The 20,410-nt window shown below is 36.9% G+C and carries 20 protein-coding genes; 7 read left to right on the top strand and 13 right to left on the bottom strand.

Annotated elements, in window-relative coordinates; all coding sequences use genetic code 11:
* Window positions 1-219: 219 nt before the first annotated feature.
* On the bottom strand, window positions 220-1,899 hold the full coding sequence (locus J7604_RS00605; protein ID WP_293889827.1) for a LamG-like jellyroll fold domain-containing protein: 1,680 nt from the start codon (window positions 1,897-1,899) through the stop codon (window positions 220-222).
* Window positions 1,900-2,077: 178 nt separating this feature from the next.
* Window positions 2,078-2,443 carry a DoxX family protein gene (locus J7604_RS00600; protein ID WP_293889825.1) on the bottom strand — a complete coding sequence of 122 codons (366 nt, stop codon included), beginning with the start codon at window positions 2,441-2,443 and terminating at the stop codon, window positions 2,078-2,080.
* 97 nt (window positions 2,444-2,540) lie between these two features.
* Here J7604_RS00600 and J7604_RS00595 point away from each other — a divergent pair, with 97 nt between their 5' ends.
* A complete protein-coding gene (locus J7604_RS00595) occupies window positions 2,541-2,888 on the top strand; it encodes a helix-turn-helix domain-containing protein (protein WP_293889823.1) in 348 nt (115 codons plus the stop codon).
* A 25-nt stretch (window positions 2,889-2,913) separates the two neighbouring features.
* Here the strand turns inward: J7604_RS00595 and J7604_RS00590 are convergent, their stop codons facing one another.
* From J7604_RS00590 to J7604_RS00560, 7 genes are all read right to left on the bottom strand, one after another.
* A complete protein-coding gene (locus J7604_RS00590; protein ID WP_293889821.1) occupies window positions 2,914-3,414 on the bottom strand; it encodes a hypothetical protein in 501 nt (166 codons plus the stop codon).
* Between the two features lie 4 nt (window positions 3,415-3,418).
* On the bottom strand, window positions 3,419-4,084 hold the full coding sequence (locus J7604_RS00585) for a hypothetical protein (protein ID WP_293889819.1): 666 nt from the start codon (window positions 4,082-4,084) through the stop codon (window positions 3,419-3,421).
* Window positions 4,085-4,147: 63 nt separating this feature from the next.
* Entirely contained in the window at window positions 4,148-4,456 is a 309-nt protein-coding gene (locus J7604_RS00580; protein WP_293889817.1) for a hypothetical protein, read from the bottom strand.
* A gap of 177 nt (window positions 4,457-4,633) precedes the next feature.
* Window positions 4,634-5,668: an ABC transporter permease gene (locus tag J7604_RS00575; protein WP_293889815.1), complete on the bottom strand. Its 1,035-nt coding sequence runs from the start codon at window positions 5,666-5,668 to the stop codon at window positions 4,634-4,636.
* A complete protein-coding gene (locus J7604_RS00570) occupies window positions 5,661-6,560 on the bottom strand; it encodes an ABC transporter ATP-binding protein (protein WP_293889813.1) in 900 nt (299 codons plus the stop codon). Before J7604_RS00570 ends, J7604_RS00575 begins: the two co-directional genes overlap by 8 nt.
* A gap of 52 nt (window positions 6,561-6,612) precedes the next feature.
* Window positions 6,613-7,023, bottom strand: a complete 411-nt coding sequence (locus tag J7604_RS00565; protein ID WP_293889811.1) for a DUF1761 domain-containing protein — start codon at window positions 7,021-7,023, stop codon at window positions 6,613-6,615.
* A gap of 10 nt (window positions 7,024-7,033) precedes the next feature.
* Entirely contained in the window at window positions 7,034-7,624 is a 591-nt protein-coding gene (locus tag J7604_RS00560) for a hypothetical protein (RefSeq protein ID WP_293889809.1), read from the bottom strand.
* A 283-nt stretch (window positions 7,625-7,907) separates the two neighbouring features.
* Between J7604_RS00560 and J7604_RS00555 the strand changes: the two genes are divergently transcribed.
* The 5 genes from J7604_RS00555 (at window position 7,908) to J7604_RS00535 (ending at window position 11,470) form a co-directional block, all read left to right on the top strand.
* Entirely contained in the window at window positions 7,908-8,531 is a 624-nt protein-coding gene (locus J7604_RS00555) for a hypothetical protein (RefSeq protein ID WP_293889807.1), read from the top strand.
* A gap of 73 nt (window positions 8,532-8,604) precedes the next feature.
* Window positions 8,605-9,267, top strand: a complete 663-nt coding sequence (locus J7604_RS00550) for a hypothetical protein (RefSeq protein WP_293889805.1) — start codon at window positions 8,605-8,607, stop codon at window positions 9,265-9,267.
* Between the two features lie 26 nt (window positions 9,268-9,293).
* The gene (locus tag J7604_RS00545) at window positions 9,294-9,905 is read left to right on the top strand and encodes a hypothetical protein (RefSeq protein ID WP_293889803.1); all 612 of its coding nucleotides are present in this window, start codon (window positions 9,294-9,296) and stop codon (window positions 9,903-9,905) included.
* A 155-nt stretch (window positions 9,906-10,060) separates the two neighbouring features.
* Window positions 10,061-10,702: a hypothetical protein gene (locus J7604_RS00540; RefSeq protein WP_293889801.1), complete on the top strand. Its 642-nt coding sequence runs from the start codon at window positions 10,061-10,063 to the stop codon at window positions 10,700-10,702.
* A 153-nt stretch (window positions 10,703-10,855) separates the two neighbouring features.
* Window positions 10,856-11,470 (top strand): hypothetical protein, encoded by a 615-nt coding sequence (locus J7604_RS00535; protein ID WP_293889799.1) that lies wholly within the window; start codon window positions 10,856-10,858, stop codon window positions 11,468-11,470.
* Here J7604_RS00535 and rnk read toward each other — a convergent pair whose 3' ends face one another.
* Complete coding sequence (gene rnk, locus J7604_RS00530; protein WP_293889797.1) at window positions 11,471-11,881, bottom strand: nucleoside diphosphate kinase regulator; 411 nt, start codon at window positions 11,879-11,881, stop codon at window positions 11,471-11,473.
* 604 nt (window positions 11,882-12,485) lie between these two features.
* Between rnk and J7604_RS00525 the strand changes: the two genes are divergently transcribed.
* Window positions 12,486-14,357, top strand: a complete 1,872-nt coding sequence (locus J7604_RS00525) for a cellulase family glycosylhydrolase (RefSeq protein WP_293889795.1) — start codon at window positions 12,486-12,488, stop codon at window positions 14,355-14,357.
* A gap of 78 nt (window positions 14,358-14,435) precedes the next feature.
* Here J7604_RS00525 and J7604_RS00520 read toward each other — a convergent pair whose 3' ends face one another.
* From J7604_RS00520 to J7604_RS00510, 3 genes are all read right to left on the bottom strand, one after another.
* The gene (locus J7604_RS00520; protein WP_293889793.1) at window positions 14,436-18,065 is read right to left on the bottom strand and encodes a PA14 domain-containing protein; all 3,630 of its coding nucleotides are present in this window, start codon (window positions 18,063-18,065) and stop codon (window positions 14,436-14,438) included.
* Window positions 18,066-18,237: 172 nt separating this feature from the next.
* Complete coding sequence (locus J7604_RS00515; RefSeq protein ID WP_293889791.1) at window positions 18,238-19,836, bottom strand: hybrid sensor histidine kinase/response regulator; 1,599 nt, start codon at window positions 19,834-19,836, stop codon at window positions 18,238-18,240.
* Complete coding sequence (locus J7604_RS00510) at window positions 19,827-20,408, bottom strand: chemotaxis protein CheB (RefSeq protein WP_293889789.1); 582 nt, start codon at window positions 20,406-20,408, stop codon at window positions 19,827-19,829. Before J7604_RS00510 ends, J7604_RS00515 begins: the two co-directional genes overlap by 10 nt.
* Between the last annotated feature and the right edge of the window lie 2 nt (window positions 20,409-20,410).

Below are 20,410 nucleotides of genomic sequence, written 5' to 3'. Positions count from 1 at the left end.
TTAGAAAAATACAAATTTGAAAAAGTAATTTGCTAATTAAGCAAATAGTAAAATCTATTACTGAATAAATACAATTGCCTTCTCTTTGTATATCTTTTTCCCAATGAAAGATGACCTTCAGGGTCAATCAATGATTTAATAAAATTATAACGGACAAAAAAATGGCCGGTCATAAATTATGGACCGGCCGATTTTCCCAAACTAAAAAAACAAAAAAAATTACTTTAAAAATGTCGCCAGGCGGGAAGTATAAGTGTCATTGATTTTTATGATATATAAGCCACTTTCAAGATTACTGATATCTATACCTTCATTTCCTTCACGTCTGCCAGTTGCAACAATAGTTCCTGTGGAATTAATGATTTCAAATGTGAATGAATCCGATATGTTTATATTCACATAGTCTTCAGCAGGGTTTGGATAAACTACAACTTTGCTACTTTCACTTGTTTGCAAACCTGCAATTACTGGTGGTGCACATGAATTCACATCCCACAGTGGATCTGTAAATTCAACATTTACACTTGACCCAAGAACTGCTGTATTGTTGTTAATGGAATAATCTTTACAGACTTGTCCTGCTCCTTCATTAAGTTTCCAATAAGCAGCAAGACCGGTCTCATTTCCAACAAGCTCTGTATCATGATATTTTTTTAGATCTGCAGATGTTCTGGAAACGTTCCATAACCTTACCTCTCTTATAAATCCTTCGAAGCCATGCGAATAGCTACCTGCAGCATCATTTCCAATAACAACATTTGTGTAATTGACGATATCACCTTTATTATACATTTTAAGGTTCTGAACTACCATGTCGTCAACATAAAAGAACAAGCTATCTCCTTGTCTTTTTAAAGCAATAAAGTGGCACTTGTTGTCTCGGATTTCAGGATTCGAATTTGTTTCATAGTTCGCCCCTTCAATTTGCGCGATAAGCCTTCCATCCGAAGTCAGGCTTAGGAAAAATCCATCTGTGATGCTTGTTCTTGTAGAAACAATCATTGAATATCCTGTTGCTTTTTCATTGGTGTTGATTGTCGCTTCTATTGTGAAATTGCCTGTACGAAAATCCAGTTTATCATTTTGAGGTGCGATTGCTCTTGTTTTGTCTGCCTTTACAAACTTAAGTCCATTGCCAATTTGCGGCTCTTCTACTTCAGTAATTTCACAACCGTTTGCAGAAAAAGAAGGGTCAAAATTTGTATCAACAGATGAACTTCCCAGGTACGACATATGATCTGACTTTGATAAATCTTTTACCGACTGACCAGAAGTTTCATTTAATCTCCAGTAACCTACCAAGCTTTCAGAATCTACCTCTGTCTGGCTCAATTGGCGGTCCTTTCTATCCAAAAAGTCTTTTACATTTAATGCTACATTCCATACTCTCACTTCTTTAATTACACCTTCAAATCCATGTTCAAATGAATCAGCTTCATCGTTCCCAATGTGTGCTGAGGCATTGTGGGTAACATTATGTGCATTATATAATTTTTCTTTCTCCAGCAAAATCCCATCAACATAAACCAATATACTATCTGACGTCTTTCTCAATCCAATATGGTGACATTGATAATCTTTTAAATTTCTTACCCCTCCAAAATAATTCGCGCCATCTAATTGCACAGTTGGAGAGCCGTTGCCATCAAGGCTTAGAAAAAATCCATCTGTACGTGAGTTTCCTCTCTTTGACAAGATCATATAATAGCCACTTCCAGGAACTGCCTTGAATACTGCTTCAATAGAAAAAGCACCTGTACCAAAATCCATCTTCCCAGCTTCTTCAATTTTTATTCTTGATTTAGCTGTCTTTGAAAAGCTGATACTTTGAGCATTTACTATCTGGGCCGTAGTCACCATAAAAATGCCAATCAAAAAATGAGTGTAAAGTTTTTTCATCCTTAATGTGTTAGTTTTAGAGAATATGGCGGCTATTTTCTCCGCATTTTATACATAGGGCGCAGGAAGGAAAAAAATGTTACAAACTACTTTTAAAAAAATAAGCTGAAAGAGAAACTATAGAATTTCTCTTTCAGCTTATTGAATTTTTTGTATTAACTATCTAAAGACGGTCAAATTATTGACTAGCCTTTGAATTCAGCTTAATCCCTGACCAATAGGAAAGTGCTGTTACTCCAAAGGCGATAAGTGGAGCAATGAATGGCGTCTGTGTGGCAACATGCACCCATACTGCACCAATAAGTACAAAACTGGTACCCGCATAAGCCCAGTCCTTTGCACGATTCCACACTGGCACAATGAATGCAATCGCTGCAAGCAATTTTGCAGTTCCTAGTATCATAATGAAAGATTCAGGAAACCCTATCTTTTTGAAATTTTCCACTAGTTCCGCATTTTTGGTTAAATACATAAAACTGCTGAAAGCAAACATTAATGCCAATAACACAGATGTCACCCAATAAATGATCTTCTCTTTTTTCATTGTAATTATTTTTTATGATTGAACTCAAATCTACTTCATATTGCTATATATTTGTAATCAGTTACCGATTGTATACCGGTTACAAAAAGTATATCGCATGGAAATAATCCACACAAAAGAATCCTGCGCAGGCAGCAGAAGAGCTATTCAGGACACACTTGAGGTAATCAATGGAAAATGGAAGTTGCTGATTTTGGTGACTTTACTTGAAAAACCACTCAGATTTAAAGAATTGGTCAGAGAGATTGGTGTGACCCCAAGAATGCTTTCTAAGGAGCTCCAGGATATGGAAATGAATAAGCTGATCAGCAGAACGGTTTATCAAACCAAACCCATCGCGGTGGAATATGCAATTACTGAGCATGGTAAAACTTTAAACAAGGTTTTGGAAGAAATGAAGAATTGGGGAGAGTTTCATAGGAAAAAGATTATGTCGGCTGGGTAAATTATAATAGCATACTGCAATCCAATCAATTATTAAAAGGTAGTACAACTGTAAAGATGCTACGCACATTTTGAGATTTAATCTTTCCTGGAGAAAATCTGATTTTTTTTAAATCTATATAATTATGCACTTCTAAAAAATTGCGCTCACAGCCATTGTCCAAGTATCCACCTCCCAACATAACATTCCCTTCTTCATCTACCAAAAAAGTCAATATTAACCTGGGAGTAGTTTGGTTATAGCAAATTTGGTTGGCTTTGCCTTTAAAATATTCCGCTATTCTATCAAGCTCTTCTTGCTCTAATGTAGCCGTCCTATTTAAATAGTATCTGGCACCATCAAAAATAAAGTAATCTCCTGCTTTATCTTTTGATATTAAATAAGGTTGAGAATAATGGTCATGATTTCTTCCATTGAAGAAGCTTAATATTATTTTTCCCTTCTCAATTGAATAACTGTCCACATATAAACTATCATCAATCTGAAAGAACAGACAACTCAAAAATAAAGTCAATTGAACGAACATAACATTAATTTTTCCCCTTTATCCAAACCTCCCTTTCTTCAAAGGAACTGGCTTTTATTAATTTTCTTAGTTCATTTTTGGTTGGCTTCATTTGACAGCTGACCACTTCACCGCTGTCATTCTTTATTATAACTTTTTCCTCAACAGGAAGAAGATGAAATAGACTGTCATGTGGCATAATCATACTGATGGATAATCTGTTTTTATTCAAATCTAGCCTTTTAACCTTCCAGCCGGTCTCTCCATATCGATAATTCAAAAAATATGATCCCTTTAAGGAACGACAGACCTGGGTGGGGGAGACATTGAAGATCGTGTCCCGTGCAAGGTAATTAGCAGAAACACTGTCATCTGAAATCTTTAGAACTTTGAAGTTTAAATTTTCCAGATAGTTTTTAATATCCTCATCATTGTTTCGGTCCCCCGTAATGCTATCCAGAGCACTCCTATGAAAAAGAATATTGTAAGGAGTAATCTTAATGATTTTGTTTTCAAGAATTAATAGCTGAGCTCCATGCTCACTATTGTAAGTACCCCAGTATTTTCTATTAAATCCGCTTAGGTTTTTGGTTTCTCCAGGCTGAGGTTCTAAAAATTCAACTACAACTTCCTCTTTCTTTTCACCACAACCTAATACAACTAAAACCAATAGTAAAAAAATCTTCTTCATATTATAAAGCATAAAAGTTATGGCTAATAACGATTAGTCCATTATTTATTTTAAACCAATTCACTATTTATTTTTCACCGGAATTGCATCATAGCAAGTATTTCCAGCTACCTTTTTAATATTTACATCCACAGGATCATATGTTTTTACTTTCACCAGATTGACATCTATTGAAGAAGTGGAAGATTTAATATTTACATCAATTGTTCCGTCTGCATTTGTTTTGATTAAACGATAGTTCGGATCGTAAACAGCATTATCAGAATTTGCGGCGTGGGCATTAGGGATAATATCTATTTGCTTAACAACAATAATCACAAGGCAAACAGCAATGATGGTCAGGATAGTTTTTGTGTAAAGGTCGGTTTTCATAGATATGTAGGTTAAAAATTATTTTAAGGAATATGGCAAAATTTTCAAAAAAATACTACTTATGCCGTCACTCACTCTTAAATCCTTTATGCTTGTGCCTGTGAAACAATATCAGTTACATTGAGAAACAGAGAGAAACGCGTAGGATACACAGAGATTTAAGTACAGAAATAAAATTCAACTCCACTTATAAATCTTCCTCGCTATCCAATAAAAAGCTATTCCCTCCAAAAGCAATATAAGCGACGGTAATAAGATTTCTTTTATACCTGCACCTTCTACAAATATGCTCCTGAACGCATCTGCCAGCATGGTTAGTGGTAAAACTTTTATTATCGGGATTAACCATTCGGGAAAGTTCTGATAACTGAAAAATATCCCCGATAAGATCATCATTGGCAAAGTTACAGCGTTGATAAGTCCATTTGCAACCTCAGTATTGGCTGTTTTGCTAGAAACAAGAATGGCCAGTCCTGAGAAGGAAATTACGCCACATAAAAAAACCATGATTAGAGCCAATATACTTCCGGTGATCTGAACTTTAAAGAAAATCGCTGCGAAAAGAAATAGAATAACCGCTTCTGCAATGGTAATAAAAATCCTCGCACTGAATTGCGCCAGAAAGAAATAAGATTTTTTCATTGGTGTGGCGATCATTCTTCGCAATAGCTTTTTAATTCTGTAATTGATCAGAGTCCAGCTAATGCCCCAGACACAAGAGTTAAGAATGCCCAGTGCAATAAGTCCGGGTATCAGAAAATCGATGTAACGCGTACCTTGAGAAGTAAGTGGCTGCACTACTATCTTCTTAGTTACTTTGTTGTCACGGCGAAATTCTCTTTCCAATACCAGGTATGTGTTTTGAGCTTCCGTATTTGTCGGGTCTAGAAAAAATGTTATTCGATCTGAAGACGGTAAAAAATACAATTGAATTTCTCCTCTTTTTATGCCAAGCTCTGCCTGTCTTTTCGTTCCATAAATAAATGTGAAACGAGAAGGCATCCCTATATCTGCACCAAGTACCTTCTCAAAGGATGCACTATCTGTGCTTCCAAGGATCATTACTTTTCGTTTTATTTCTTTGTTGCTAAATGCAATACCCAGCACACCCGCCATGATAATTGGGAAACCTATTGCCCAGAAAAGGATAGCAGGCTCTCTATAAAAAGAGCGGAATTGCAAAAATACAAGTTGTAGAAATGAATTATTCATTAAGCGCCTTTCCGGTTAATGATATAAAAAGATCTTCGAGTGTTACCTTTCTGCTTTCAAGTTCAAGTAACTTCAGCTTTTCCTGGGCGATCAGAGCAAGTAAGTGAGGTAAGGTATCGGTAATATCAGTTACAACCAGCTTACCTTTTGTTCCTTTATCCTCCCAGAATACATTTCTGACAGAGGGCAATGATTTCAGGCTTTCCTTAAACGGTTTATTTACTGTAAAATGAATGATTTCTCCATCACCATAACTTTTAATAAGTTGGGGCAATGTTCCTTCAGCCAGAAAACTTCCCTTGTTCATAATAATAATTCTATCACAGAGATATTCAGCCTCCTCCATGTAATGGGTCGTGAGAATCATTGCTGTTTTAGAAGTTTGCTTAAGCTTTTCGAGCAAATTCCAAATTTCACGTCTCGCATTAGGATCAAGGCCTGTAGTAGGCTCATCCAAAAGAAGTACCCGTGGATTGTTTAATAAAGCGATTCCCAAAGCCAGCTTCTGCCTTTGTCCTCCGGAAAGATGGTTGACATACGTCTTCCTTTTTGCTTCTAATCCGACAACTTCAAGGATTTCCTGAGAGCGAGACTGAGGCAGTCCATAAAAGCTTGAGAAGAGATTTAAGGTTTCTTCAACAGAATTTCGGTCTATAAAGTGGGTTTCCTGTAATGAAATGCCCATAACCCGATGTAGCTTTTCTGCATTTCCTTTCCAGGACTTACCCTGAATAAGAATATCCCCGCTATCCTGCTTCTGAATACCCTCGATCATTTCTATCAAGGTCGTTTTGCCCGCACCATTGGGACCAAGTAAAGCAAGGTATTCACCTGCGTTGACCTTGAAGGAAACGTCATTGACGGCGACCAGACTTTTGAAAGTCTTTTTCACCTTATTTACCTCTATTAATACTTCTTTATCCAATAGAAAAACTTAGTAGAAATTAATGCCAGCCTCCTAATACAAGGCCCATTACCGTGAAGCCGGCAAGATGGTACCCTATGTCTATTAAAAATAATTGTCTGGGTTTTCCTTCATAAAGGTATGTAGTTCCCATAGCCGTTCCCACCAAGCCGGCACCGGCTATGAGTCCGAGAAAAAATCCTTTTCCCGGCGTGTTGGTTGCACTCAACTCAACAATATAATCAAGAAAGATCGCAGCAAACAAAAGCAATATAAAAGTGCCTGCTGTCATGCGAGTAAACTTTTTCTCACTTTCTTTGGGAAGCCGCACATTTCTGAACCAGGCAGCCTCAAAAAGTCCTGGAGAATACCAGAATGCACCAAGGATAAAATACATACCTGCGGCGGTGATAATCGCCCAATAGTTCATCTGATTAAAAGCTGTTTCCATTTTATCTGCTTTAGCAATCTTCGCAAGTAATTACCAACTCGGCAATTGAGGACTGCATTAAGGCATTGCGATTAAAAGATTTTCCGAAAATTCTTTTCACATCTTTTTCCCTAGGCCTAGCTGCCACACCTTCCCTTGCAAAATAGATTAACTTATTTTCTCGCAAAATGATTAGAGAATCTGCAATCTCGGAAAATGACAGACCTACATGGTAGCCACTTTTCGATTTAATATCAGGACTATTTGTTCTCAAAAGATTAATAATTCCCACGCTGCCAGAAGTTTCAGCAATAATCCAATAACTATCAGTAAGTGAAATTTTAAGTGCAGGAGACTGGTCCCAAAGCAAATAACTTTCCGAAAGAGTGTACATAGACTGAACGCTGTCCAGCTTACTTCCCAGTATTATCTTCCCGATGCCAGCGCTGGTAATCATTGAATCAGATAGAGGGAGATCAGGAGTACCTGAAGGTTTTTTCCAGGGAGTTTTAACAATTATGGAATCTCCAGCAGGTTTTTCCAGCTTTGCTTCCTTTACAGAATTCTGACAGGAGAAAGTAATAAAAGAAAGAAGAGCGCAAACAACAACGCTTTTGTTCATATTCTAAAATTTAAATTAAAGGGAAAAATAAATTCCCGATTTAAAAATAATGAAGCCTAAAGGATATTAAAGAAATAATCAGAATAAATTAATAGAAAATAGGCTGGCAGATGATCTGCTATGTCAACAACATTTCTGAGCTTTATTTTTCCGAATACTAGTTTATTAAAAATTCGGGAACAAATTCCTCTCAAGAAGTCTACATATATAGCTAAGCCATTTTTCAAGTATCTGCTAGCAATTTTAGTGATAAATTTTATTAGTCCATTTTTAACTTTTTAAAATGAAAAAAAACAAATTTTCAACAATTCTTTTCGCTGCATTTATAGCATTTGCCTCCTGCAATCAAAAAGAACAAGTGCCTGGTCCACAAGGGCCTGCAGGAAAAGATGCATTAAGCCTCCTTCTTAGAAAAGACGGTTTCATAAGAGGGAATATTTATATTACAAATCAGCTAGGGGAAGACTCCCTTATATCTGATTTTAATTATGAATACACATCTGCACTGGCTAATAATCAATCCTTTTATACCAAAGGAGAAAATGCAAGCTTTTTTATAGCCAGATCTGACAGCACGGTAAGCAAACGTTATTTTAAATTTCAAGGTAGAACAGACCTATCTCAGGGCAGCCCGTCCTCACAGGACTTGCAAGCTTCTTTTTATTTTGAAAAAGATTTGGGAAATGGAAAATATCTGAGGTTTGGACAAAACAGCGATGTTTTTGTGATTCCCAAAATGGAATTTTCAAATTATACTTTTAACATATCTACCGGACGTCTTAAAAGCGATTTTACCATCATTTATGAAGGACGCTTGCCAAATATTAGAAGAAGCAAAGTTATTGGCAATATTGACATAAATCTCCAGGAACCCGTGCCGCTCAGAAAAGGAATTGTTTCCTATTAAGTCATTAGTAAAACTTCATAAGCTCAAGCGCTGAAAGAGAGCATTCTTTTTTAAATTTTTTAACCAAACACAAATGAAAAGAAATCAAATATTAATCATACTGTTAACTATTGTCTCATCCTTATACTCCTGCAAAGACAAAGATCCGATACCAGGACCACAGGGGCCTGCAGGGAAAGACATCAATATGTATCCATATACAAAAGATGGATCTGTAAAAGGTAAACTCTATTCTACCGGAAAAGATGGTAAAGACACTTTGCTTGGAGAATTTAACTACCAATACATTTTTGAAAGTAATGCGTCCCTATATGAAAGAGGTAGAAATCCTAACGTTACCATAATCAGACGAGACAGTGTAAAAGGTGGTAACATCTTTATACTAAGCAGTTACATAGATATTATGACTGATACCATAAAGCCTGGCATAATGCCTGGAATGACTAATATCTATTTTGGTTATGTCAAGGATTTAGGCAATGGAAAATATTTAAGGTTCGGAGAAACGTCTCGTCCTCACAATAATGTCAGAACTGATGTAAGCCCCTGGACTGAATCTTCATTTTCAATAAGCAATTACAGCTTTGATAAAAACTCGAGAAATCTGAAGTTTGATTTTGAAATACTTTATGTTGGCAATGAAACACTCTCTGGAAAAAACTCAAAAGTAATCGGATCGGTGGATGTAACGCTCAAAGAAATAGTTACTTTAAGATCAGGTAATGTCAACAATTAATTCACTTTTTTTAAATACTGATGAAAATGAAAAGATCTAAATTATATATTTTGGCATTAGCTTCATTGTTAACTTTTTTCGGTTGTAAAAAAGAAAAAGTTCCTGGACCTACAGGCCCTGCCGGGCCAGATGGAAAATCACTTGAAGAGCATATCAGAAAAAACGGATTTGTGAAAATGGATGTATATACAAAGTCCTCACATGGTGATGATTCTTTGATCCTTTCCACTGAATACCTCCATGAAGATGACTTCACAAACTCACAATATTCGGAAGGTGAATTGTCCAGATTTTACATCTGGAGATTAAATACAAAAAATTTAACATCCATATCCATATCATCAAATCAGGCTCCTTCAGAACCATTAGAGAATCTCATCTTTAACTTAGATTACACTCTTCACGATACACTTGGAAATGGCAAATTACTTTCTCTGACAGCATCAGCTACGACGATCAATGAAAGTATGGAAATATCTGATTATTCATTTGATAAGGCTACGGGAAAAATTAAGTTTAACTATAAGGCAAAATACCAGAGTTCGGTTCAAGGTGGTATGGATCTTACATTAAAAGGCTCTGTTGAGGCTGCACTTAATGAAGAGATATATCTCCGAAAAGGATCCATTATTGAGTAAGAGCCATTATTCAATTTGAATTTTTTAAAGCTTCTGTTCCACAGAAGCTTTTTTTATGTCCATCATTTATCGAATAAAATAAAAGCTAACTATAATAACTGTAACCTTATAGATCAAAATCAGGTAAAATTCAAGGTTTTAAAAAAATGTATACAATGAAAAAAATCAATTACCTATCAGTAGTTTTTGCAACACTTTTACTAATTAGTTCTGCCTGTAGTAAAAAAGATCCCGTTCCTGGCCCTGCCGGTCAAGATGCCTTGAGAAAAGAAGGAAATATTTCTGGTAAAATTTACAAGCTTAACTCTGCAGGAACAGCAGATACACTTTTGGGAACGTTTACCTATGAAAATTTTGAATCCCTCGATGATGCATCTTATACTCTGTATTCTGAGTCTAGAGGTATAAACCTTTTTAGACGTAGTGCAAAAGAATCTGAAGACTACTTCGAACTCTTTTCAAATTACATTGAAACTCTTGAAGAGAAACCTGATGAAACAAGACTTACTATCAATTTTTCCTACAACAAAGCCTTGGGCAATGGAAAATATCTGAAATTCATGACTTTTGATAACACAAACTTTAGAAGCGACATATACTTTGGATACTCTTCTTCTACCCTTTCTATAAGTAATTACTCATTTAACAAATCAACAGGTAGACTGAAGTTTGACTATACAATGAATATAGTTTCGTATGAAAACTCAACCTATAGTCCAGCCAAAGTTATTGGTTCTGTAAATGTTACACTCTTGGAAAAGGATTTTGCAGATAATGGTCCAATTATGGTTGATTAAATTTTTTTATTCTATTCTATAAAAAAGAAGGCCAATGGCCTTCTTTTTTTGTTTATAAAGGACTTAAAGCCAACATTCATGACCTGAACTTTTTTTGATATTACCAATTAATACCCCATCTTTAATATTCGCATTTTCAAAGACATCATTCTGATGAACCAACTAAACGACAAAGAAAAAGAACTGATAAAGCTCACCAATCATTTCAGAAAAAAGGCTGAACTCATGATTGAAGAAGGCACCCTGTCTGATGAGTTTAAAAGTGTTGTAGAAGCTTGTGAGCGCTTATCAGGTATCATCTTCGAACACGCAGAAACCAGGAAAAGTGTACTTGAAAAAAGAGATGTTCTTAAGAACATCGTTAAGGATAACGCCTCATGTCCACATTGCTCCAGCAATGAGCACCTTAAGTATGTTTCGCTTGATGTGAATGAAAAAGGTTGGAAATTTAATAAGTATAAGTGCAGAAGATGTAATATTTCTTTCGTCTGGAACCGCCCTAACAATCCATGGGACATGCTTTTATTCATAGATCAGCTGAAGGCAGATTTTATGCTTAAAGTAATGAACAATGAAGTAGAAGAAGATGAAAAAATGCATTCACTCGAAATGATCAAACAACTGGATGAAAGCCTGGCCACACTGAAGCCTGTCATTGAACAATCCGATCTTGAGACAAGCGAAATGGAACGCAAAGACCAACAGGTCTCCACAATGATTGCGGAATTTACCAAATACCTTCAGATACAAAAGATCTTAATCTCCTAATCAAAGATTAAAGTGCCCAGCTGCTTCCGGCTGATAAATTATTTCTTCTATTAATATTTTCGTAGCTCCACCAGGGACAATCCATTCAACCTCATCTCCAACCCTATAGCCTAATAAGGCCGTAGCTACAGGTGAAAAGATCGATATTTTGTTTTCCTTCAAATCAGCTTCGTCAGGATAAACGATTTTAAATTGAAGCACTTTACCGGAATTACTGAACGAAATTCTAACGATTGAATTCATCGTAACAACATCAACCGGCACTTTTTCAGGATCTACAATTTGTGCAGCATTTAACTCTCCGTTAAGTTTTTCCAGCTCTTCAGGACTAATTGCTCTGGATTGCTTTAAATCAATTATGCTCTTCTTAATACGCGCATAATCAAGTCTGTTCATTACCAAGTTTCCCATAATCCGTGATATAGTTTATAAGATTTACTTCACCTATAAATTATACAAATGTCAAGGGATTGTAGTTCGCAATGCAAAGCTTAAGGTCTCTCTTTACTCATATATGACATATATTTGGAATATTATATTTTCCCGGAAAGTTCCTTTTAATTATCAACTTTGAGCTTTGCTGACTTATAAGCCTGATCCTTTGATTCGGACATCTATTTCCAGACTTTTTTAATTTCAGTAAGTTTCTTCAGGTTGTTTCCGTATTTATTACCAACCAAATACTTTCAACGCCTGACTCTTTTAATAAGAATAAAGCTGTTTAAAGAGGCCTTGATGGAATTTACTTGTTATTAGAATGACGAAAAAGTACTACTGATTTAGGGTGTTATCTATTTTAGAAAAATTGTGTTAAAATAAGTTATGAACCAAAATACTAGTATACAACTTATTAGGCACAACGCGACTAATACAGTAAGTTCTTAGGCTAAAAATTATTTTCATTTTTTCATAAATTTATAATAAATTAAAGAAAATACAGCCTTAAACTAAGGCAACCTTCCTGTCACAACACAGGTATATACAAATTACACTTCCTTAACTATTCCAGTGTTTTATGAAAAAAAGACTACTCTCACTGGCCCTACTTGCCAATATCTACTTTGCTCAGGGACAAAACTTTATCAAAAGAAACGGAACTGAACTTGTTCTTTCAGAAAGCGGCGAAAAAATCATGCTAAGAGGGCTTGCATTCGGAAACCGTGTTTGGATTAATGACCCTGTTCCATCTGAACATCATACAGAAGCAGACATTGAGCGTGTTTCCAAAATCGGAATGAATTGCATTCGCTTTTATATGAATTATCAAACATTTGAAAGTGATGCAGCTCCATACACATATAAAGACGCTGGCTGGAATTGGATAGACCAGAACATCGCCTGGGCCAAAAAACATAATGTATACTTGATTCTCAACATCCATGTACCTCAGGGAGGCTTCCAATCTCAGTGTAAAGGAGACGCTCTATGGACAAATCAGACGAATCAAGATAGACTTGTAGCACTCTGGAAAGCAATTGCAGAGAAGTACAAAAACGAGCCTCAGATTGCCGGATATGATTTGCTTAATGAACCTACGCCAAGTGGCACTATTCAAAACTGGGATAACCTTGCAACACGTATCACTGATGCAATCAGAGAGGTAGACAACAACCACCTTATCATACTTGCAAATGCAATAGCCTTAGGTTGCAATTATTCCTTCAATGATGGGAAAAATAACTTTCCTCGAACCGAAGATGAAAATGTGATGTACACACTTCATTCTTATGATCCATACGAATATACACATCAGAATCAGGCCTGGGCAGGCACAGGTGAAGGTGGAAAATATCCTGATCCAAATGTTCTTACACCCCCAAATGATCTTGAATTTGCAACTGGTCAGTATAACAATAAAAAATTACCAACAGGAAATTCTGACTGGACCTATTTCAAAGGACTACCATTTAAAATAACAAATGAAGATTATATACTTGGAAGACCCGTACTTTATGGACAAATGCTTGGTACAGGCAGTGCTTTCTATGATGATGTTACCATTAACGAGGTGGATGCAAACGGCAATGTGATAAGGGAAGTGCTTAAAAGTGATTTTGATGCGAATACCAAATTCTATTTCTGGAAACCTGATGCAAAATCAGGAGAGGCAAGTACTGCGACAGTGGGACATACTGATAATTTTTCAATAAAGGTAACTGGTACTGATGATTATTCAACCACTATTCTGAATACCCTTCAGTTTAAGCCAGAGATGAATAAATATTATGCCATTAGCGGGTGGATGAAAGGAGAAGCTATACCCACCGGGTCAAATGCTGCAATATCCATGGAGTTTTATACTTCCAAGTCTGGGGCTCCTGTATTGACTCGCGATTACGAATATGTAAAAACCAATATTCTTCATCTTTCAAACATATTAAGAGAATGGGGATATCCTGTTTATTATGGAGAATTTGGAGCAGTGAGAGAATGCTTCGGAGAAAAAGGTGGTCAGATATGGGTAAAGGATGTCTTGCATGTGCTGGATAGCCTCGGATTCCACTTTACTTATCATGACTACAGAGAAGATGCTTTTGGCTTGTATAAAGGCGATAATGGTATTGTGGATGAAAGTACTGTCAACCAACCACTGTATGATGCTTTTATTACTTATTTTGAGGAAAAAGCTACATCCATAACACCACTGACAGAATCTTCAATTGCCCAGGTTTATCCAAACCCAAGCAAAGATGATTTTAATCTGAGTTTTAAAACTCCCGTATCAGGAAGCTTACAGGTATATGATGAAACAGGCAGAAATATTTTATCAAAAAATATTAATAGTGCGACCTTGATCTCATTCGGAGAGTTGTTACCTAAAGGTTTTTACTTTGGTCGTTTGGTAATCAATGATAAGCCTTTGGCTTTCAAAATTTCGAAACAATAATAATTTTAATTAGATATAATGAAAACAGCCAGTCAGAGGTATCTGACTGGCTGTTTTCATTAAAACCTGCTTAAATCTTTATCTTGCAACACTAAATTTCCTAACTTCTTTGAAGCTGTTTGTTTTTATGACAAACATATAGAAACCACTTGGAATATTTGAAATATCCAGCTCAATGGGATAATCTGTATCATTTACAACAAACTCCTCGCTTAGCCACTGGGAACCATTCATATCGAGGATTTCCAGTTTAACCTCTCCGGCCTCTGAGCCAGGAGCCCAGATATTTAATTTGTAATCAGCAGGGTTAGGATATACCACGATATTTTTCGCATTCAAAGGCAGATCAAATGACGCAATTTTACTATCTGTTTCAGATGGCGTCAATCTCGCTGAAGGTATAATCTGCTTGGCTTGGCTTCTGCTAGACCATGAAAGGGATATAACTGCAGAGCCAACATTTTCAAAGTACTCCAAATCAATGTCATACTTCTGACCAGCAACTAAACTGATGGTGCCACTATTCTCCGTTGCCGGATGCTCTGTAAAATTATTGATGATCTGTTCCCCGTTCACCATTAATCGGACGCCATCATTAGAGGTAGTATAAAATCTGTACGTCTCTGAATACACGGCCTCCACCTTCCCTGTCCATCTTATCGAAAATTTATCTGGGCTAATATTTGGAGCAGGACTATTTGTTCCAAAATTAAAATTGACAACTGAATCTACCCTTGAATATCCTATCTGATCAAAATTCATATCCCTAAAATAGGTACCTAACAGACCATGTTGCACTTGCGGATCCTGAGGCGTCCCAAACGGAGAAAGCCGACTGCCAGGAATAGGCCGTTCCAATGTACCATCTGGTAATTGCCAACCTACTGCAAGGTTATCTGTATTAGCACCTTGCTTGTGAAGTGCTTCTATATAATAAGTTTTTCCTCCAACAAGTGGAATAGAAGCCGATCTTTGCGATGGATATTTTGTCCATTCTCTTACACCAGTGTAACCGGCAATACTTGCAATTCTTACTTTATTGGCTGGTGAACTATCTGTGCTGAGCCAAAGTTCACTATTGTCATTGCTTGAAATCCAGAAAATATAATTTCCGGATAAAGGAGCGCAGATGGTACCACGAATCCTTTGTCCATAATTAACCCCAAAATTTGTTGGGGCCTCGAAAATTGTTAACGAGCTTATCTGATTAGGAGTAGTGTTTACCGGAATATTTGAAACAACACTTCCGGGGATAGAGGTCCAAACCTCTCGGGTGATCGTACCCGAAGCATTACACAAACCCTGTACTTCAACTGCAGATTTGTTTATTGCATAAGCTCTTTCACTTATGATCCCTGATGCCGTTTTGGCCCTCACACTCATCCATACTTCATTTTCATTGCCCAGCGGTCTATTCTGAAATACATAAGATGTTGCGGTTGTCGTTGCCTCAAATTCAATAACCTTATCCTGCGGCTCCAGCAAATAAACATCATAAGAACTTGCTCCCGGCACAGCATTCCATTCAAATTTAATTGCACCAGTAGATGGATTAGACGCTACGAGGTTTGAAGGAACGGTCATTACAGAAAAATTTCTTACGCTCTGGCTGGAATATGAACCACTGCTTACACGGACAAGCATTGCTGCTGGACCGGAAGGAACAAACCAATCTGCATAATGCTGAGATGACGGAACATCAGATACGATATTAATCCATGAACCTCCATTGTTCGTTGAGTATTCAACTGTGTAATTTCCAGTACCAAAAGCATCCCATCGAATTTGAGTATATTCATTTGGAATAAGAGATTCATTTCCATAAGGAAATGTCAGCGCAATAAAAGGTTTTACAAATTCATAAGCAACAACATACCTCTGCGGGCCGAAGGGAATTGCTGTTCCTTTAATGTTAACCGTATAACTTCCCGCATCCGGATAATCTACCGTTATCTGCTCAATGTTATTAATATTATCTATTCCCCTTACAGCTACATTACTAGGATTCTCGGAAGAGAGAACCCACGGCAGATAAGTGTTTGGAGACTTTGTAATCTGAATGTCAAGATTATTAACAAGATTCACCGAACTAAACTCGGCACCTTCTTTATCTTTCCAATACAATAATACTCTAAGCTGACCGGTGCCACTTGGAACATTAATTGTATGTGTCAGATTCTGCCCTTGGCTTATAGTATTTTCAAAATATAGATTGGCTTCCAGTGCTTCAACGGCTCTTTTGGAATTTATTCTTCCAAAGCCATAAGAATAATCCGGTCCCGCATTTCCAAGATCATCCGCAGTATTACAAACCAGAGCTTTGATTATATCAGCATTGGCTCTTGTACCTTTTAGCTGGTTGTATCTTTCATATAACAATGTAACACTACCAGTCACACCGGGACAAGCCATGCTTGTTCCCGAAAAATAAGTGTAGCTGTTCCCTGGTAATGTTGAGTATACGCTTTCTCCAAGTCCGACTACTTCAGGCTTAAGTCTGCCATCATTGACAGGGCCTTTCCCGGAAAACCCGGAAATTACATCATGTTCATTTACCGATCCCACAGACAAAACATTCTTTGCAGTAGCCCAGCCAGAACTTACAGTATAGTATCCCGCTGCACCACCATTATGGGTAGCCACTACATGCAGTAATCCTGGACTTACCACATTGTCTTGAGTCTTATCTGTATAATTACTTGAGTTATCATAAACTCCCCAATAAGAAAGGTAACCATAGGAGTTATTTGTCACAGTCATTCCATAAGTATTGTAATAAGAAGGACCATTATTGATTAGGCCTGGGAAACTTTGTGCAACCAAGTATGCATTAAAGGCAGCCCCCCTGGCTCTGGGATCAATATTTCCTGATCCTCCTGTAGTACCTGCTACGTGTGTAGCATGATTATTAATAGCAGGAGGAGAAAGGTTGGTAATTCTCATAGGTTTAAGATCCTGGTGTATCCCAATAGCGCCTTCATCATCAATGCCCACAGTCAGTCCATTTCCTGATAACCCTCTTTGCCCTGCAAAATCAGATTGCAGCACATTGTTTCTATGCTGATTTACTGAAATAAAATTACTATGCTCAGGTTTTGGAGGTGCAGGCATGATGTATGAAATCTGAGGGACAGATGCAAGCGCCTGAATTCTGCCTGGTGAAATCCTCACTATCAAACTATTCTGTAATGGTGAACTTTTTACAATTACAGCTCCTAGGTTAGCTAATGAATGCTTTAAACGTACTGTATCTGCATCCTGAAAATAGGTTACTTCGATGTCTGTAAACGTCCTCTTTTCCTTTTTAACTGCTTCATTCAGTTTTTCATCAATTTTATGAGCTGGTAAAATTTTTTCAATGCTTCTTATTTTAAATTTTTCTATTTCATCATCTGTAAGGGCTCTTTGAAATGAAGCCCAGTATGCAAAATTGGGAACGTACTTCAGAAGAGTTGTACCAGCACTTTTTAATTGCGCCCGTGTTGTTTCATTTGGCAATTCAAAGAACTGTACAAGTATATATTCCTGATGTTCACTTCTTAGATTTTTTGTTTTTTGAGAAAGGTTAGTACCCTCTTCAGGACAATACTGACCGGACTTATAAACTATACAATATTTATCTTCAGTCTGGGAAAATGCATCAACAAAAACGAATTGAATAAATATCATGACCAAAGTCATGATTGATAACCGGTAAGAAATTATCATAGCTAGTGTTGTTGGATAAAAAATTAACAGCCCAGCTCAAATGATTGTTTTTGCAAGCAAAAGACAGTGATAATAAGATGCAAATATTCCTTTATAGGTTCCCTTTAACGTATAGATAATTATTGGATTTTCGCAGGTTAAAATTTTTGATGAAAAAAGCTATAGCCTTCTTTTACTGAACAGGCTTCGGCTTATTAAAAAATATCTTAAACTCTGTTCCTTTATCGACTGCGCTTTCTACTGATATGTATCCGTTGTATCTCTCAACTGCTTTTTTTACTATGAACAAGCCTATGCCACTGCCTTCTACATGGCTATAGACTCTTTTAAAAATTGAAAACAGCTTTTGCTGTTGATCTTCAGGTATCCCCAGTCCGTTATCCGAAACCTTTATCACAAAATGTTCATCCGTTTCATACATCTTCACCTGCACTTCCGGGATACGTTTCGGTGAACGATATTTTATTGCGTTCGACATCAGGTTATAGATTATACTTCGAAAGTCAGATTTGGTAAGTTTTAACTCGTCACACCTCTGAATGTCAGTAATAATTATTGCTGCAGCCTCCTCAATAAGTTCTTTAATACTGAATTTAATTTCTTCAATGACTTCCTTACAATCAAAGTTATCAGGCTCTTCCAACCTTTCTTTTTGCACCTGAATTACTTTTAAAAGATCCTGAACAGTCTCTTTTAACTGTGTTACAGAATGACCAAGCATGCTCAATACATTCTCCACCTGATCTGAATCTTCTGCAATTTCTTCCTTTAATGTTTTTATCAATCCTTCCAGATTTGCAATTGGTAGTTTAAGATCATGCGAAGCCGTATAAACAAAGTTGTCAAGTTCTTTATTCTTTTCTATTAGCATCTCATTGTAAATTCTCAGATGCTCTTCTGCATAGGCCCTGCGATCAACTTCGTACTTAAGCTCTTTATTGGTTTTTGAGATTTCTGCAGTTCTGTCTTGTACCTTCTTTTCAAGTTCCGCATTGGCGGAAGCTAGTTTATCTTCCGACTCCTTTCTCGCTGTGATATTTCTTCCTACTGCATACCACTTGCCTTTGTTAAGTGTGAAAGACCAGCTTATCCAGCAATTTCCATTATGTTGCTGCTCATAATTTTGTATGACTTGTTTCGAGTCTTTAGGGTTTTTAAATAGCTCCATCAACTCCCCATCAATTATAGAATTCTGATGGTTGTCAGAATTAAGTTCTTCAAGAGTTCTACCTGTAAATCTTTCAACAGCAGGGTTAATATGGATAAAGGTTTCCTTCTGCGGTTCATAGATATACATCAGATCAGTGGTTAGATTAACCAGTAAGCCCAGATGCTCCAGCTCATCGTTTTTATATTCAAGCTCTTTTTGTTGAATATAAATCTGAAGGAATGAAACAACCTTAGCTCTTGTAATCTGCGGATCAAGCGGTTTAAAGAGATAGTCAATAGCTCCAAACTCATATCCTTTTACAACATAGGAAGTTTCATAGTTAATAGCAGTGACAAAAATGACCGGAATATTTCTGGTCTTACTGCTTTCCTTAAGAATTTTAGCAACCTCATAGCCATCCATGCCAGGCATCTGCACATCCAGCATAATGAGGGCAAGCTCCTCTTTGAGGGCGATCTTTAGTGCTTCCGTTCCTGATTCTGCCTTAAAAAATTTAAGGTTCAGACGTTCATCTTCCAGTACTTTTTCAAGGCTGAAGAGATTTTCCGGCCGGTCATCCACTAAAAGAATATTCAGTTCTTGATTTGAATTTATTGCCATATAAATTCTTTCCCTGATGAAATTAATTCAGTGATAGAATGAACACTCCCAAGGAAATCAGGCTTTATCAATCTAAGCGCGGCCGAAGGCATAATTCCTGAAGCGGCGGTAGAAGGGTCCTGTACAATAGTAAAACCACCTTTTCCTGCAATAGTTTTCATTCCGTTTCCTCCGTCTTTATTTGCACCAGTAAGGAGAATCCCTGCCAGGAACTTCCCGTATACCTCCGCTGCACTCTCAAACAGGACGTCTATTGAGGGTCTGAAATAATTTACTGGTTCGGAAACATCTAATGAGAAGATTTTATTTTTCTCAATAAGAAGATGATAATTAGACGGAGCCAAGTAAACATGATTCAACTTTATTTCCTCCTTATCATAAGGCTCAGAAAATGGCACTTTAGAATATTTTTTTAAAATACCTTCAAGCGAATTAACCACATTCTTTGGCCTGTGCAGTGCTATAACCATAGTAGGTTTAAAATCTGAAGGGAGAGCAGATAGTATTTTTATCACAGCATCTATTCCGCCCCACGAACCACCTATTACTATTGCTTCTATCTTGCCAAGCATAT

It is taken from the genome of Sporocytophaga sp., assembly GCF_017745095.1.
In the GTDB taxonomy this organism is placed as follows: domain Bacteria; phylum Bacteroidota; class Bacteroidia; order Cytophagales; family Cytophagaceae; genus Sporocytophaga.
This window is presented reverse-complemented; position numbering and strand designations above follow the sequence as displayed.

Coding starts and splice junctions, on each gene's coding strand:
- J7604_RS00565 (WP_293889811.1), bottom strand. CDS start 7,023: ATGGAAACAGCTTTTAATCAGATGAACTATTGGGCGATTATCACCGCC.
- J7604_RS00525 (WP_293889795.1), top strand. CDS start 12,486: ATGAAAAAAAGACTACTCTCACTGGCCCTACTTGCCAATATCTACTTT.
- J7604_RS00545 (WP_293889803.1), top strand. CDS start 9,294: ATGAAAAGATCTAAATTATATATTTTGGCATTAGCTTCATTGTTAACT.
- J7604_RS00520 (WP_293889793.1), bottom strand. CDS start 18,065: ATGATAATTTCTTACCGGTTATCAATCATGACTTTGGTCATGATATTT.
- J7604_RS00510 (WP_293889789.1), bottom strand. CDS start 20,408: ATGCTTGGCAAGATAGAAGCAATAGTAATAGGTGGTTCGTGGGGCGGA.
- J7604_RS00550 (WP_293889805.1), top strand. CDS start 8,605: ATGAAAAGAAATCAAATATTAATCATACTGTTAACTATTGTCTCATCC.
- J7604_RS00605 (WP_293889827.1), bottom strand. CDS start 1,899: ATGAAAAAACTTTACACTCATTTTTTGATTGGCATTTTTATGGTGACT.
- J7604_RS00555 (WP_293889807.1), top strand. CDS start 7,908: ATGAAAAAAAACAAATTTTCAACAATTCTTTTCGCTGCATTTATAGCA.
- J7604_RS00600 (WP_293889825.1), bottom strand. CDS start 2,443: ATGAAAAAAGAGAAGATCATTTATTGGGTGACATCTGTGTTATTGGCA.
- J7604_RS00595 (WP_293889823.1), top strand. CDS start 2,541: ATGGAAATAATCCACACAAAAGAATCCTGCGCAGGCAGCAGAAGAGCT.
- rnk (WP_293889797.1), bottom strand. CDS start 11,881: ATGGGAAACTTGGTAATGAACAGACTTGATTATGCGCGTATTAAGAAG.
- J7604_RS00560 (WP_293889809.1), bottom strand. CDS start 7,624: ATGAACAAAAGCGTTGTTGTTTGCGCTCTTCTTTCTTTTATTACTTTC.
- J7604_RS00535 (WP_293889799.1), top strand. CDS start 10,856: ATGAACCAACTAAACGACAAAGAAAAAGAACTGATAAAGCTCACCAAT.
- J7604_RS00575 (WP_293889815.1), bottom strand. CDS start 5,668: ATGAATAATTCATTTCTACAACTTGTATTTTTGCAATTCCGCTCTTTT.
- J7604_RS00580 (WP_293889817.1), bottom strand. CDS start 4,456: ATGAAAACCGACCTTTACACAAAAACTATCCTGACCATCATTGCTGTT.
- J7604_RS00540 (WP_293889801.1), top strand. CDS start 10,061: ATGAAAAAAATCAATTACCTATCAGTAGTTTTTGCAACACTTTTACTA.
- J7604_RS00585 (WP_293889819.1), bottom strand. CDS start 4,084: ATGAAGAAGATTTTTTTACTATTGGTTTTAGTTGTATTAGGTTGTGGT.
- J7604_RS00515 (WP_293889791.1), bottom strand. CDS start 19,836: ATGGCAATAAATTCAAATCAAGAACTGAATATTCTTTTAGTGGATGAC.
- J7604_RS00590 (WP_293889821.1), bottom strand. CDS start 3,414: ATGTTCGTTCAATTGACTTTATTTTTGAGTTGTCTGTTCTTTCAGATT.